Origin of the sequence: Micromonospora sp. WMMC264, assembly GCF_027497275.1 — a bacterium.
GTDB classification, from domain to species: Bacteria; Actinomycetota; Actinomycetes; order Mycobacteriales; family Micromonosporaceae; genus Micromonospora; species Micromonospora chalcea.
In genome coordinates, this window is the sequence record NZ_CP114907.1 from 779,523 (window position 1) to 793,087 (window position 13,565).

Annotated in this window: 13 protein-coding genes; 5 read left to right on the forward strand and 8 right to left on the reverse strand. The window is 71.7% G+C overall.

Features of this window, described 5'->3' with window-relative positions; genetic code table 11:
- Nucleotides 1-129: 129 nt before the first annotated feature.
- From trpD to O7542_RS03720, 3 genes are all read right to left on the reverse strand, one after another.
- Nucleotides 130-1,176 (reverse strand): anthranilate phosphoribosyltransferase, encoded by a 1,047-nt coding sequence (gene trpD, locus O7542_RS03710; RefSeq protein WP_043329373.1) that lies wholly within the window; start codon nucleotides 1,174-1,176, stop codon nucleotides 130-132.
- Between the two features lie 80 nt (nucleotides 1,177-1,256).
- Nucleotides 1,257-1,655: a chemotaxis protein CheY gene (locus tag O7542_RS03715; RefSeq protein ID WP_030500140.1), complete on the reverse strand. Its 399-nt coding sequence runs from the start codon at nucleotides 1,653-1,655 to the stop codon at nucleotides 1,257-1,259.
- A 102-nt stretch (nucleotides 1,656-1,757) separates the two neighbouring features.
- On the reverse strand, nucleotides 1,758-2,693 hold the full coding sequence (locus tag O7542_RS03720; protein ID WP_223201460.1) for a cytochrome c oxidase assembly protein: 936 nt from the start codon (nucleotides 2,691-2,693) through the stop codon (nucleotides 1,758-1,760).
- A gap of 126 nt (nucleotides 2,694-2,819) precedes the next feature.
- On the opposite strand from O7542_RS03720, the gene O7542_RS03725 reads away from it, so the two are divergent.
- The 5 genes from O7542_RS03725 (at nucleotide 2,820) to O7542_RS03745 (ending at nucleotide 7,988) form a co-directional block, all read left to right on the forward strand.
- Nucleotides 2,820-3,419 carry a heme-copper oxidase subunit III gene (locus tag O7542_RS03725; RefSeq protein WP_043329376.1) on the forward strand — a complete coding sequence of 200 codons (600 nt, stop codon included), beginning with the start codon at nucleotides 2,820-2,822 and terminating at the stop codon, nucleotides 3,417-3,419.
- A gap of 72 nt (nucleotides 3,420-3,491) precedes the next feature.
- A complete protein-coding gene (locus O7542_RS03730; protein WP_030500143.1) occupies nucleotides 3,492-4,325 on the forward strand; it encodes a cytochrome c in 834 nt (277 codons plus the stop codon).
- 67 nt (nucleotides 4,326-4,392) lie between these two features.
- Nucleotides 4,393-5,481 carry a Rieske 2Fe-2S domain-containing protein gene (locus tag O7542_RS03735; protein ID WP_281605707.1) on the forward strand — a complete coding sequence of 363 codons (1,089 nt, stop codon included), beginning with the start codon at nucleotides 4,393-4,395 and terminating at the stop codon, nucleotides 5,479-5,481.
- Entirely contained in the window at nucleotides 5,478-7,109 is a 1,632-nt protein-coding gene (locus tag O7542_RS03740; protein WP_281605708.1) for a cytochrome b N-terminal domain-containing protein, read from the forward strand. The genes O7542_RS03735 and O7542_RS03740 overlap by 4 nt, the downstream gene beginning before the upstream one ends.
- Nucleotides 7,110-7,319: 210 nt before the next feature.
- Nucleotides 7,320-7,988 carry a DUF4142 domain-containing protein gene (locus O7542_RS03745; RefSeq protein ID WP_030500146.1) on the forward strand — a complete coding sequence of 223 codons (669 nt, stop codon included), beginning with the start codon at nucleotides 7,320-7,322 and terminating at the stop codon, nucleotides 7,986-7,988.
- 60 nt (nucleotides 7,989-8,048) lie between these two features.
- Here O7542_RS03745 and O7542_RS03750 read toward each other — a convergent pair whose 3' ends face one another.
- The 5 genes from O7542_RS03750 to O7542_RS03770 all read right to left on the reverse strand — a co-directional run bounded on the left by O7542_RS03750 (nucleotide 8,049) and on the right by O7542_RS03770 (nucleotide 13,502).
- Nucleotides 8,049-8,336 (reverse strand): Lrp/AsnC ligand binding domain-containing protein, encoded by a 288-nt coding sequence (locus tag O7542_RS03750; RefSeq protein WP_043329379.1) that lies wholly within the window; start codon nucleotides 8,334-8,336, stop codon nucleotides 8,049-8,051.
- Nucleotides 8,337-8,388: 52 nt separating this feature from the next.
- On the reverse strand, nucleotides 8,389-9,264 hold the full coding sequence (locus O7542_RS03755) for a sugar phosphate nucleotidyltransferase (protein WP_281605709.1): 876 nt from the start codon (nucleotides 9,262-9,264) through the stop codon (nucleotides 8,389-8,391).
- Nucleotides 9,261-9,788 (reverse strand): NUDIX domain-containing protein, encoded by a 528-nt coding sequence (locus O7542_RS03760; protein ID WP_064445183.1) that lies wholly within the window; start codon nucleotides 9,786-9,788, stop codon nucleotides 9,261-9,263. The genes O7542_RS03755 and O7542_RS03760 overlap by 4 nt, the downstream gene beginning before the upstream one ends.
- 39 nt (nucleotides 9,789-9,827) lie before the next feature.
- Nucleotides 9,828-11,615, reverse strand: a complete 1,788-nt coding sequence (locus tag O7542_RS03765) for an HD domain-containing protein (RefSeq protein ID WP_030500149.1) — start codon at nucleotides 11,613-11,615, stop codon at nucleotides 9,828-9,830.
- A 129-nt stretch (nucleotides 11,616-11,744) separates the two neighbouring features.
- On the reverse strand, nucleotides 11,745-13,502 hold the full coding sequence (locus tag O7542_RS03770; protein WP_043329382.1) for a DEDD exonuclease domain-containing protein: 1,758 nt from the start codon (nucleotides 13,500-13,502) through the stop codon (nucleotides 11,745-11,747).
- Nucleotides 13,503-13,565: the final 63 nt, after the last annotated feature.

A 13,565-nucleotide genomic window follows, 5' to 3' on the forward strand; every position in this document is an offset into this window, starting at 1 on the left:
CTCCTCTCGCTCCGGGCCCGGGGCGAGGCGGTGTGGCGCCGGCCGGTGGACCGAAGACCGAAAACGGATAGACCGAAAACGGAAAATAACTCCCGTGTAGTTTGGCACGCGGGTACGACACCCTCGCCGTCAGGCGGCGCGTGCCACCTCCAGCCAGCGCTCCAGCGCGGCCGCCGCGGCGCCCGAGTCGACGGCCTCGGCGGCCCGGTCCAGGTTGGTCCGCAGCGCCTCGTGCAGATCGCCGTCGAGCGGGCCCTGGGTGGACAGCGCCACAGCGGCGTTGACCAGCACCGCGTCCCGTACCGGGCCGGTCTCGCCGGCGAGCAGGCGGCGTACCACGTCGGCGTTGTAGGCCGCGTCTCCGCCGCGCAGGTCGGCCAGGGTGGCCCGGGGTACCCCGAGCTCCGCCGCGTCCAGCAGCGCCTCCGTGACGGTGCCCTGCTGCGCCACCCAGACCCGGGTGGGCGCGCCGGTGCTGAACTCGTCCAGGCCGTCCTCGCCGCGTACCACGATCGCGGAGTCGCCCCGGGCCGCGAACACGGCCGCCATCACCGGGGCCATCCGCTTGTCGAAGCAGCCCACCGCGCCCGCGCGGGGCCGCGCCGGGTTGGTCAGCGGGCCGAGGAAGTTGAACGCGGTGGGTACGCCGATCTCGCGCCGGACCGGGCCGGTGTGCCGCATCCCGGGGTGGAAGCGGGCGGCGAAGCAGAAGCCGATGCCGGCCTCGGTGACGCAGCGGGCCACCTGCTCGGGCTCCAGGTCCAGCGGTACGCCGAGCTCCTCCAGCACGTCCGCGGTGCCGCACGAGGAGGAGGCGGCCCGGTTGCCGTGCTTGACCACGCGGACGCCGGCCCCGGCGACCACGAGCGCCGCCATGGTGGAGATGTTCACCGTGTGCGCGAGGTCACCGCCGGTGCCGACCACGTCCAGCGCGGTGTCGCGTACCTCGTCGGGCAGGAGCACCGGCACCGCACGGGTCAGCATGGTCTCGACCAGGCCGCCCAGCTCGGCGGGGGTCTCGCCCTTGGTGCGCAGCGCCACGGCGAACCCGGCGATCTGCGCCGGTGTCGCCGAGCCGGCCATGATCTCGCCCATCGCCCACGCCGTGTCGGCGGTGGAGAGCTCCTCGCCGCGCAGCAGCGCGTTGAGCAGAAGCGGCCAGGTCCGTTCGCCCATGACGGGCCTCCCGAGCGGCGTGAGGAAAGCGGTTGGGGCTTGCCACGGCCGCGTCGCCGTGGCGCGCGAGGGCCGGGGGATCAGGCCGCGGCGTGGGTGCGGCGCAGCAGCTCCGCGACGGTGCTGCCGGCGACCACCGGGTCCAGCGGGTGGGTCAGCGTGGCGTCGACCTCGGCGTACGCGGCCAGCCAGCGGTCGGCGGCGCGGGCCAGCACCACGCAGGTCGGCGGCGCGTCGTCCCGGTCGTCCTTGATCTGGCGGGCGATGCCGATGCCGCCGCCCGGGCTCGCCTCGCCGTCGAGCAGCAGCAGGTCGATCTCGTAGTCGTCGACCAGCCGGACGCAGGCGGCGTACTCGTCGGCCTCGACGAACTCGATCTCGATGCCGGGCGCCGGGCGGGTGCCCACGGCCAGCCGCATCCGGTCGCGGACCTTCGGGTCGTCGCTGTAGAGCAGGACGGTGCAAAGACGATCGCTCATCGTGACGTGGCTCCCACCTCGTAGCTGCCCGCTGATCGTAGCGGGCGTCACGTTCGGCCTGTCCTCCGCCCGGGCGGGGGAGGGCGTACCCCGTCAGGGGCCTCAGGCGCTCGCTTCCGCGGCGCGCTCGCGGGCCTCCTGGCGGTCCAGCTCGCGGTCGAGCCGGCGGGCCTCGCGCTCGGACTGTTTGACCCACTGGACGACCAGGACGGCGAGCATGGTGACGCTGACGAACTCGCCGCCGGCCCAGAGGACGCCTCCGGCCACCACCTGGTCGTTCCAGGGGTCGGACCAGGACAGGTTGAGCGACGGGTACCAGTCGCCGCCGAACAGCGTGGTGCTCTGCATGATGGTGAGCCCGAGCACGGTGTGGAACGGCACCGAGAGCAGCATGAGCAGCGCGCGCGCCGGGTACGGCCAGCGTCCGGGCAGCGGGTCGAGGCCGAGCAGCGGCCAGAAGAAGACGCAGCCGGTGGCGATGAAGTGCGCGTGGACGAGTTCGTGCGCCCACTCGTGGCGCAGGGTGAACTCGTAGAGGTCGGTGAAGTAGAGCGCGAACGGGTTCACCACGAAGATGGTGAACGCCACGAGCGGGAAGCTGTAGATCCGCGCGATCCGGCTGTGCACGATCGCGAGCAGGCGCTTGCGCGGGCGTACCGGCAGCGTGCGCAGCGCCAGCGTGACCGGCGCGCCGAGCGCCAGGAAGATCGGCGCGATCATCGACAGCACCATGTGCTGGACCATGTGCACCGAGAGCAGGGCGGTGTCGTACGCGCCGAGCCCGGTGAGCGTGACCAGCGCGATGCCGCCGAGGCCGGGGCCGAGGAACGACACGGTACGGATGACCGGCCAGCGGTCGCCGCGCAGCCGCAGCCGGTGCACCCCGTAGAGGTACAGGCCGGCGGCGAGCACGATGCCCAGCGTGAGCCAGCTGTCCAGCCGGGTCTCGGTGAACACCCGGGCCACGGTGAACGGCGGCGGGGCGCTCTCGCCTCCCGCCGCCAGCGTCGCCGGAACGGCCGAGGTGACGGCGAGGATCTGATCGACGTGCAGCACGCTTTTCAGGGTAGGTCAGGCGAAGCGGACCACCACGATCGGGCCACGGAAGGGCCGGGTTTGGCACCCCGCTGATCGTCGGTCCCGGTCAGGGGCAATAATGACCGCGTGACTGCGGCCCCAGCCATTGACAAGAGCCGGATCCACTCCCTGACGCGACCCAACATGGTCAGCGTCGGGACGATCGTGTGGCTCTCCAGCGAACTCATGTTCTTCGCGGCGCTGTTCGCGATGTACTTCTCCATCCGCGCGGCTGCGCCGGAGCAGTGGGAGAAGCACACCGAGGTGCTGAACATCCCGTACGCGACCACGTTCACGGTGATCCTGGTGCTCTCCTCGATCACCTGTCAGATCGGCGTGTTCGCGGCCGAGCGCGGCGACGTCCACGCCCTGCGCCGGTGGTTCACGATCACGTTCATCATGGGTCTGATCTTCGTACTCGGTCAGCTGAACGAGTACCGGACCCTGGTGCACGAGGGCGTGAAGATCAACGAAGACGGCTACGGGTCGATGTTCTACCTCACCACCGGATTCCACGGTCTGCACGTGACCGGCGGTCTGGTCGCCTTCATCATCTTCATGATCCGCACCACCATGGGTCGGTTCACCCCAGCCCAGGCGACCTCGGCGATCGTCGTGTCCTACTACTGGCACTTCGTGGACGTCGTGTGGATCGCGCTCTACGCCATGATCTACTGGCTCCAGTGATCTTGGCGCGTCACGAACCGCGCCGCTGCTCCGTCCCCTGAGACAAGGTCCAACCGGTTAAGGACACAGGTCATGACTTCTGACAACGACCGCCGACGCGGTCTGCTCGCGCGGCTGCGCGGGCGGCCCGTAGCGCGCAGCAGGGGCCGCCGCCGGCTGGGCGCCGCGGTCCGGCTGTTCGCCGCGCTGATGCTGGCCGGCGGTGCCTACACCGTCTTCGCCCCCGGCGTGCAGGCGCAGGACAACCCGCCGTTGACCGCCGCAGGCAACGAGGGTAAGGCGCTGTTCGACGTGAGCTGTGTGACCTGTCACGGTCGCAATGCCCAGGGCGTCGAGGGCCGTGGTCCGAGCCTGATCGGCGTCGGGTCCGCCTCGGTGGAGTTCCAGGTGAGCAGCGGTCGCATGCCGATGGCCCGGCAGGAGGCCCAGGCCATGCGCAAGCCGCCGCAGTTCACCGACGAGCAGGTGCGCCAGCTCGGGCAGTACATCCAGGAGCTCGGTGGCGGTCCGGAGGTGCCCAACGGCGACCTGCGTGAGGGCGCCAACCTGGCCACCGGTGGCGAGCTGTTCCGGATCAACTGCTCGCAGTGCCACGCCTTCGGCGGTGGCGGCGGTGCGCTGTCCTCCGGCAAGTACGCGCCGAGCCTCGCGCCGGCCAGCGACCGGCAGATCTACGCCGCGATGCTGAGCGGTCCGCAGAACATGCCGGTGTTCGGTGACAACCAGATCACGCCGCAGGAGAAGGCGGACATCATCGCCTACATCCAGGACACGCTGAAGAACGACGGCGACCCGGGCGGGTTCAACCTGGGCCGGTACGGCCCGTCGACCGAGGGCATCGCGATCTTCCTGGTCGGCATCGTCGCGCTGGTCTTCGCGAGCCTGTGGATTGCGGGCAAGTCGTGACCGGACGGATCAATGGTTCCAGTGCTGTGGCGCCGACCCCCGGCGTCACCCGTAGCGAGGTGACGGCATGAGCACCCACACCGAGCACCAGGCCCAGCGGGGCCCGGAGCCGCTCGACGTGAACGACCCCCGGCTCTCCCGGTTCGAGGTCGTTCAGGAGGGCGCCCGGCGGGACGACATCGAGATCGTCCACTACGAGCCGCAGGTGGTCCCGGGCAGCAAGGCCGAGCGCCGGCTGATCCGTACCGTCGCCCTGATGTTCCTGCTGACCGGCGTCTTCGCGACCGCCTTCCTGGTGGTCTACATCTGGTGGCCGTGGCAGTGGGAGCCGGGTCGCGGCGGCGACAAGCTCTACACGCCGCTGCTCGGCGTGACGCTGGGCCTGGCGCTGCTGGGCATCGGTTTCGGCATCCTGACCTGGGGCAAGAAGCTGCTGCCCAAGGAGGTGTCGATCCAGGACCGGCACGACCAGGTCGACGACCCGGAGGGTCGCAAGATCACCGGTGAGACGATGCTCTACCTCGCCGACGAGATGGGCGTACGCCGCCGGCCGCTGCTGGGCATCTCGCTGCTCGCCGGCCTGGCGCCGGTGGGCGCGGTGGCCGCCGCGCCGCTGATCGGTGGCCTGATCGAGCAGCCGCACAAGAACAACCAGATGTTCACCACCGGCTTCCAGCCGGGCGAGGGCGGCAAGAAGATCCGGCTGATCCGTGAGGACGGCCGTCCGATCCGCCCGGCCGACGTCAGCGTCGGCGGCCAGCTCACCGTGTTCCCGGGCATCGACGGCGGCGTCAGCAACAAGCACGCCGACTCGCCCACCCTGCTCATCCACCTGCGGGAGGACGACGCGCAGAAGTCGCGCGCCGCGAACGAGCGCAAGGGCCACGGCGACTACATGTGGGGCAACTACGTCGCGTACTCCAAGATCTGTACGCACGCCGGCTGCCCGGCCAGCCTCTACGAGCAGCAGACCAACCGCCTGCTCTGCCCCTGCCACCAGTCCCAGTTCCTCATCACCGACAACGCCAAGCCGATCTTCGGCCCGGCGAACCGGCCGCTGCCGCAGCTGCCGATCGAGGTGGACGAGGAGGGCTTCTTCGTGGCGAAGTCCGACTACACCGAGACCATCGGTCCCGACTTCTGGGAGCGGCCATGAAGCGCCGAAAGTTTGATGCCGCCGCGCTGCCGGCCAAGAGCGCGCGGGCGGTGGACGACCGCTTCCAGGTGGCCACGCCCCTGCGCAAGCTGCTGAACAAGGTCTTCCCCGACCACTGGTCGTTCCTGCTGGGCGAGATCGCGCTGTTCTCGTTCATCGTCCTGCTGCTGACCGGCGTCTTCCTGACGTTCTTCTTCGAGCCGACGATGACCGAGGTCATCTACAACGGCAGCTACGCGCCGCTGCGGGGCACCCCGATGTCGGCCGCGTACGCCTCCAGCCTGGACATCTCGTTCGATGTCCGGGGTGGCCTGATCATGCGGCAGATGCACCACTGGGCGGCCCTGCTGTTCATGGCCGCGATCGTGGTGCACATGCTGCGGGTGTTCTTCACCGGCGCGTTCCGCAAGCCGCGTGAGACCAACTGGATCATCGGTTCGCTGCTGTTCTGGGTCGGCTTCCTGGCCGGCTTCACCGGCTACTCGCTGCCGGACGACGGCCTGTCCGGCACCGGTCTGCGCATCGCCTCCGCGATCATCCTGTCGATCCCGGTGATCGGTTCCTGGGTCAGCTCGTCGATCTTCGGCGGGGAGTTCCCCGGCACCATCATCATCAGCCGCTTCTTCATCGCCCACGTGCTGCTCGTCCCGGGTCTGCTGGTGGCGCTGATCAGCGTGCACCTCGGCCTGGTGTTCAAGCAGAAGCACACCCAGTGGCCCGGCCCCGGCCGGACCAACTCCAACGTGGTCGGCGAGCGGATGTTCCCGCGCTACGCGCTCAAGCAGGGCGGCTTCTTCATGGTCGTCTTCGGCGTGATCGCGCTGATGGGCGGCCTGTTCCAGATCAACCCGATCTGGCTGTTCGGCCCGTACGAGGCGTGGGTGGTCTCGGCCGCCAGCCAGCCCGACTGGTACGTCATGTTCCTCGACGGCTCGACCCGGCTCATGCCGGGCTGGGAGATCCACATCCCGATCGGCAACGGGTACGTCATCCCACCGCTGTTCTGGCCGACGGTGGTCCTACCCGGAATCCTGGTGGGCCTGTCGATGATGTACCCGTTCCTGGAGGCGCGCCGCCTCAAGGACTACAAGCACCACAACCTGCTCCAGCGGCCCCGGGACGTTCCGGCCCGGACCGCCGTGGGCGCCATGGCGCTGGCCTTCTACATCGTGCTGACGCTCTCCGGCGCCAACGACGTCATCGCCGACAAGTTCCACATCAGCCTGAACGCGATGACCTGGGCGGGCCGGATCGGCCTGCTGATCCTGCCGCCGATCGCGTACTACATCACGTACCGGATCTGCCTGGGTCTGCAGCAGCACGACCGGGAGGTGCTGGCCCACGGTGTGGAGACCGGCATCATCAAGCGGCTGCCCGACGGCCGGTTCGTCGAGGTCCACCAGCCGCTCACCTCGGCCGAGGGGCACGACGGTCACCCGCCGGCGCTGGACTACGTCGGCTGGGTGGTGCCGAAGAAGATGAACCGGCTCGGCGCCCTCGGCCCGGCGATCCGGGGCTTCTTCTACCCGATCGAGAAGCCGGCCGAGGCGCCGGTCTCGCCGGGGCACCCGCCGGTCGAGGACCGGCCGGAGCGGGAGGAGATCGGCAGCGGCGAGAGCCGTCGCTGACCTTCCCGGTACGACTGACAGTGGCGCCCGCCGGATCATCCGGCGGGCGCCACTGCCGGTTTACGTGCCTGTCGTCCGGTTGTGCCCGCCGGGCGCCCGACGTGCGGTGCACCGGTCCCCGCCGCCCCCCGACACGGACGGGTGGAATCGCAGGAATAACCCCGGTCAGCCGGGTATCCGTGCGGTCCGACGTCTCATGGGGGAGGAAAGATGCTGGGAATCAAACGCCTGGGCCTGATGGCCGCGCTGGTGGTCGTGGGGCTGGCGCCCGCCGCCGCGGCACAGGCCGCGGCGCAGCCGTCGACGCAGGACACGCAGTACCTGCAGGCGGTGCACCAGGTCAACCTGTTCGAGATCACCGCCGGTAACCTGGCCCAGCAGAAGGGTCAGAACCAGCAGGTCAAGGACCTGGGCAAGATGTTCGTCACGGACCACACCCAGCTGGACCAGACGGTGCAGTCGACCGCCCAGCAGCTCAACGTGCAGCTGCCGGCCGACCCGACCGCCGACCAGCAGAAGGTCCTCGACAAGCTGAACAACCTCAACGGGGCCGAGTTCGACAAGGCCTGGGTGACCGCGCAGCTCGCCGGCCACGTCCAGGCCATCCAGGCCACCCAGACCGAGATCTCGCAGGGCTCGGAGCAGTCGGTGGTGCAGATCGCGCAGGACGCGCTGCCGGTCCTGCAGGCGCACTACGACGCGCTGGTGGCCCTGGCCCAGACGCTGGGTGTCCCGGTTCCGCAGACCAGTGCCAGCGGCACGCCCAGCCCGGGCGGCACCACCTCGCCGGGTGGCACCGAGTCGCCGGCTCCGGGCGGCACCGAGACCGAGGAGCCCGCTCCGGGCACCACGGAGACCCCGGTGCCCAGCCAGAGCTGACGTACCGCACGGTCGACGGTGGCCGGTCCGCCCACGGGGCGGGCCGGCCACCGGCTCGTGTCAGTCGGCGCTCGCGAGCCCGATCGCGAACGCCTCCTCCAGGTCGTGCTGGGAGTACGCGCGGAACGCGATGTGCGACTCGGTGTTCAGCACGCCCGGCACCTTCGAGATGCTGCCGGCGATGACCTGCGCGATCTGCTCGAACTCCCGGACGCGGACCATGGCGATCAGGTCGACGTGCCCGGCCACCGAGTAGACCTCGCTGACGCCGGGCAGGTTGGCCAGGGTCTCGGCCACCTCGGGGATGGAGTCGGTGGCGCAGTCGATCAGCACGATCGCGGTGATCACGGGACGGTTCTCCGTTCGTCGGCGACGAGGCCCATGCTAGATCCCGCGGCCCTCACCGCGCCGCCGGGACGGTCAGGTCGTCCCCGGCCCGGATCACCCGGTGGAGGCTCTCCCCGGCCGCGACGGTCGCGCCCGGCCACACCACGGACCGGTCCACGTCACCGTCCACCCGCGCGCCCGCGCCCACCACCGAGCCGGTGACCCGGCCGGTCACCGTCGCCGCCGGGTCCACCAGCCCGTCCGGGCCGGCGGCGTGCAGGTTGGCGTCCAGGTAGTCGGCCGGGGTGCCGGTGTCGTAGAACGTGCCCCGGTAGGGCACCACGGTGAGCGCGCCGGCCGCCTCCGCGGGCCGCCACACCGCCCGGACCAGGTCGCCGAACGTGGCCGGCAGGTCGCGGACCAGCCGCCAGGGCAGCAGCGAGAAACCCACGAACTCGTGGCCCTCGAACGTCCCGGGGGCGTCCGGGTCGTCGGCGGGCCGGCCGAGCAGGCGTACGCCGTGCCCGTCCCAGCCGTCCAGCAGCGCGGCGATGTCCGGCCCGGGCGGGGCCGCCGGATCGGCCAGGTACGCGTCGGCGTTGCCCACCAGCACGCCCCGGCCGGCGATCCAGTCCCGCAGCCGGCCGACGCCTCCGGCGGTGCCCAGCGGGGCGTCCGGCTCGACCGACAGGTGGGCCCGGTCGCCGACCCGCGCGACCACCCGGTCACCCAGGTAGCAGGCGTTCACCGCGACCCGTTCCGGACCGGCCAGGCCGAGCCCGGCCAGCCGGGCCAGCGCCCGGTCCAGCAGCGGGACGTTGCCGACCGGGCAGAGCGCCTTCGGCACCCGCTCGGTGAGCGGGCGCAGCCGGGTGCCCTCACCGGCGGCCAGCACCACCGCGCACACCTCGCCCCCCGGCGCCGGAGCGCCCGCGTACGGGGTGCTCACGCGGCCGGTGGGCGCTCGCCGGCGCGCGGGCCGATGCCGTAGAAGCCCAGCAGGTTCGCGGTGGCGCGGCTGAGCCGGGGCAGGTCGTCCAGCGGATGGAAGGCGGCCTCGAAGACCTCGGCCCCGTCCACCTTCAGCTCCGTGGTCGACGCCGGCACCTCCGCCTCGAAGACCACGTCCACCCAGCCCTTGGCGTGCACCACCGCGTTCGGCACCGCCGGGCGCAGCGCGTCGGGGGACAGGCGGACACCTGATTCCTCGTACAGCTCCCGGGCGGCGCCGACCACCGGGGCCTCGCCGCGTTGCAGCAGCCCGGCGGGCAGAGTCCAGCTGTAGCCGGGCGGCTGGCGCAGCAGCAGGATCCGGCCCGCGCCGGTGGCCTCCGCGTCCTTGACCAGCGTGACCGCGCCGACGACGTACTTCGGCACGGCCAGCCGCACCAGCCGCCGCCGCAGCGGGACCGGAAGCCGGTAGAAGATCTGGTAGCCGAGGGCCCGTCCGGTGGCACGCGCGCGGGGGATCATGCCGTCCAGGCTAGTGGTCCCGGCGCGGACCGGCTTCGTCTACTGCCTGTGGTCGACCAGATCGATCAACTGCTGGACCACGGTGTCCGGCTCGACGGTGCGGTCGAAGACCGCCACCAGCATCGTCTCCAGGTCGGGGTAGCCCAGTTCCTCGGACAGCCGCAGCAGCGGCAGGTCGCTGGCCAGACCCCGGTTGTGCTTGCGCAGCGCCAGCCCGATGGAGGCCCGGCCGAGGCGTACCTTGTCGGCGATCGAGATGCCCGGCTCGGTGTGCTCGGCGAACCAGCGGTTGATCTGCATCTGGGCGTGCGGCGACTTGACGAAGCCCAGCCACTCCCGGCGCGGGCCGCGCGGGGCCACGTCGGCCTCGAAGCCGCTCTCCGCGTCGCGCTCGGTGTAGATCTCCACCACGTCGCCCTCCTCCAGTTCGGAGGAGAGCGGGGCGAGCCGGCCGTTGATCCGGGCCGCCAGGCAGTGGTCGCCGCGCTCGGTGCCCAGCTCGTACGCGAGGTCGACCGGCGTGGCCCCGGCCGGCAGCACCACCTGCCGCCCGTCGGCGACGACCTGGATCTGCGCCTCCGACAGGTCGCAGCGCAGCGACTCCATGAACTGGGTCGGGTCGACGGTCTCCTGCTCCCAGTCGAGCACCCGGCGCAGCCAGGCCAGCTCGTCCGCCCGGTCGACGGCCCGGCCCGCGGCGCGGGGGAAGCGGTAGTGGGCGGCTACGCCGTACTCCGCGGAGCGATGCATCTCGGTAGTGCGGATCAGCACCTCGACGGTGCGGTCCTGCGGGCCGCAGACGCTCGTGTGCAGGGAGCGGTAGAGGTTGTTCTTCGGGGAGGCGATGAAGTCCTTGAAGCGGCCCGGCACCGGCCGCCAGAGCCCGTGCACGGCGCCCAGCGCGGCGTAACAGTCGGTCGCCGGACCGTCCACCACGATCGCGATACGCGGCAGGTCGTACGGGGCCGTGTGACCGCCGGCGACGGTGTCCTTCCAGATCGAGTAGAGGTGGCGGGGGCGGGGGGAGACGTCGGCGTCGACCCGGTTGCGGCGCAGCGCCACCCGGGTGCGGGCCACCACGTCGGCGAGGTAGGCGTCCCAGCCGGGCCGGTCGTGCACGAAGCGGGCGAGCCGCGCGTGCTCCTCCGGCCGCAGGTGCAGCAGGACCACGTCGTCCAGCTCGCGTTTGAGCGTCTGGATGCCGAGCCGGTCGCAGAGCGGGACCAGCACCTCCTGGGTCTTGCGGGCGATCCGCTCCCGGGACGCGGCCGAGCGGACGCCGAGCGTACGCATGTTGTGCAGCCGGTCGGCCAGCTTGATCACCAGCACCCGGACGTCCTTGCCGGCCGCCACGATCATCTTGCGGACGGTCTCCGCCTCGGCGGCCTTGCCGTAGAACGCCTTGTCGAACTTCGTCACGCCGTCGACCAGGTGGGCGACCTCGCGGCCGAAGTCCTCCTGGAGCGCCTGGAGCGTGTAGCGGGTGTCCTCCACCGTGTCGTGCAGCAGCGCGGCGACCAGCGTGATGGTGTCCATGCCGAGGTCGGCGCAGATCTGCGCCACCGCCAGCGGATGGGTGATGTACGGCTCGCCGCTCTTGCGGAACTGGCCGCGGTGCATGTTCTCGGCGATCGTGTAGGCGCGGCGCAACACCGAGGCGTCGGCGCTCGCGTGGATGCCGCGATGGGCCCGGACCAGCGCGGTGACCGGGTCGCCGTCGGAGGTCGGCCAGGTGAGCAGGGAACGCAGGCGGCGGGTGAGTGGCAGTTCGCCCTGGGCTGGAAGCGCGCCACCCAGGGCGGCGCCGTGTCCGGCGTCGACGTCCACCTGGGACACCTCCTCACCCCGGCCCTCGGCCGCCGGGAACCGGCGACCGGGAGCAGAGCCCGCGAATCGGGCAGGTCTGCACTCCTTTAACAGACTAAGGGAGTCGAGGTAGTCCGATCGGTCAGTTGGTCATGAGCGTTCGGTCGAGACTTTGTGGGTTCCGCCGCTCTCCGCCTTCGTCAGGAGGTCGCGGAAACGCCCCGCGCCGGCCACCGGCGAGGCCCATCCGGCGCTCGCCTCGACCAGGCGGGTCTCCGGTCGCTCCAACCAGGACAGGATCCGTTCGGTCTCCTCGGCGGTCGCGGCCGGCACCGGCCCGTGCCCGGGCAGCACCGTCTCGGCGGTGGCCCGGATCGCGTCGATCGTCGGTCGCGGATGGACACCCGGCGGGGACACCCCGGCCCCCGCCAGCCGCCCGTGCCGCACCAGCGCCAGCTCCCAGCCGCCCCGGGCCGCCGGCCGGGCGGCGGCCAGCTCGGCGATGCCGGTCAGCGCGGCCAGCCGCTGCATCCGGACCGCCGCGCGCAGCACCGCGACCAGCCGCCCGCGCACCACAGCCGCCTCCTCGTAGCGCTGGGCGGCCGACAGCACCTCGATGCGGGCGAGCAGCGCGTCCACCACCACACCGGGATCGTCGCTGGTGGCGGTGCGGAACGGCGTCGCCGCCCGGTCGTCGTACTCCTCGGGGGTGATCCGGTGCTCGCAGGGCGCCGGGCAGCGACCCAGCTCGGCCAGCGCGCAGGCCGGCATGGTGGTGCGCCGGGACAGCCGGTGCGTGCACTGCCGCAGCGGCACCGCGTCGTGGAAGCCGGCGGCGGCCAGCTCCGCCGCCTGCCGGGACCGGAACGGCCCCAGGTAGGCCGTGTCGGTGGGCGCGATGTCGCGCACGATCGACAACCGGGGGTACGCCTCGTCGGTGAGCTTCAGCCACACCTGGCGCTCCGGATACTTCGACCTGCGGTTGTACGGCGGCGCGTGCGCCGCGATCAGCCGCAGCTCGCGGACCTCCGCCTCCAGCGAGTGGGCGCACTCCACCGCCTCCACCCGCTCGGCGGCGGCGAGCATCTCGGAGATCCGGGCCCGCTTCTCCGCGGCGGTGAAGTAGCTGCGCACCCGGGTGGCGATGTCACCGGACGTGCCGACGTAGAGCGGCCGGTCGTCGGCGGCCCGGAAGATGTAGACGCCCGGCACCTTCGGCAGCCCGTCGGCGAGGTGCCGCTTGCGGCGCTGGGTGGGTGTGACCGCGCGGGCGAACTCGATCGCCTCGCCGACCGTGTCGACGCGGTGCCCGCCGAGCCGGCCGATCAGCCCGTGCAGCACGTCGACGGTGGCCTTGGCGTCGTCCAGCGCCCGGTGGGTGGGCTGGGTCGCGGTGCGGAAGTAGGCGGCGAGCGTGCCCAGCTTGCGGTTGGGCACCTCGTCGCGGGTCAGCACCCGCCGGGCCAGCGCGGCCGTGTCCAGCACCCGCGGGTTGGGCCAGCGGTAGCCGTGCTTCGCGCAGGCCGCCTTGAGGAACCCCACGTCGTACGGCGCGTTGTGGGCGACCAGCACGGCGTCGCCGACGAACTCCAGGAAGCTCGGCAGCACCTGCTCGATCGGCGGGGCGGGCAGCAGCATGGCCTGCGTGATGCCGGTGAGCACGGTGATGAACGGCGGGATCGGCACGCCCGGGTTGACCAGCGTGGCGAGCACGCCCAGCTCCTCGCCGCCGCGCACCTTCACCGCGCCGATCTCGGTGATCCCGCCGCCGTCGGGCGCGCCGCCCGTGGTCTCCAGGTCGACCACCACGAAGGTGGTCGCGTAGAGCGGCAGCGCCGGGTCCACGCCGCTGCCCGCCGCAGTGTCCAGGCCGGCCAGCGACTCCTGGACGTACTCCGCTCGTGTCACCCGCGGGACGCTAGCGGCACGGTCCGACACTTGCGTCACTGCGGCCCCAGGAGATACCACGGG

Coding starts and splice junctions, on each gene's coding strand:
- trpD (WP_043329373.1), bottom strand. CDS start 1,176: ATGGGCGAACGGACCTGGCCGCTTCTGCTCAACGCGCTGCTGCGCGGC.
- O7542_RS03715 (WP_030500140.1), bottom strand. CDS start 1,655: ATGAGCGATCGTCTTTGCACCGTCCTGCTCTACAGCGACGACCCGAAG.
- O7542_RS03730 (WP_030500143.1), top strand. CDS start 3,492: ATGACTTCTGACAACGACCGCCGACGCGGTCTGCTCGCGCGGCTGCGC.
- O7542_RS03735 (WP_281605707.1), top strand. CDS start 4,393: ATGAGCACCCACACCGAGCACCAGGCCCAGCGGGGCCCGGAGCCGCTC.
- O7542_RS03740 (WP_281605708.1), top strand. CDS start 5,478: ATGAAGCGCCGAAAGTTTGATGCCGCCGCGCTGCCGGCCAAGAGCGCG.
- O7542_RS03745 (WP_030500146.1), top strand. CDS start 7,320: ATGCTGGGAATCAAACGCCTGGGCCTGATGGCCGCGCTGGTGGTCGTG.
- O7542_RS03760 (WP_064445183.1), bottom strand. CDS start 9,788: ATGATCCCCCGCGCGCGTGCCACCGGACGGGCCCTCGGCTACCAGATC.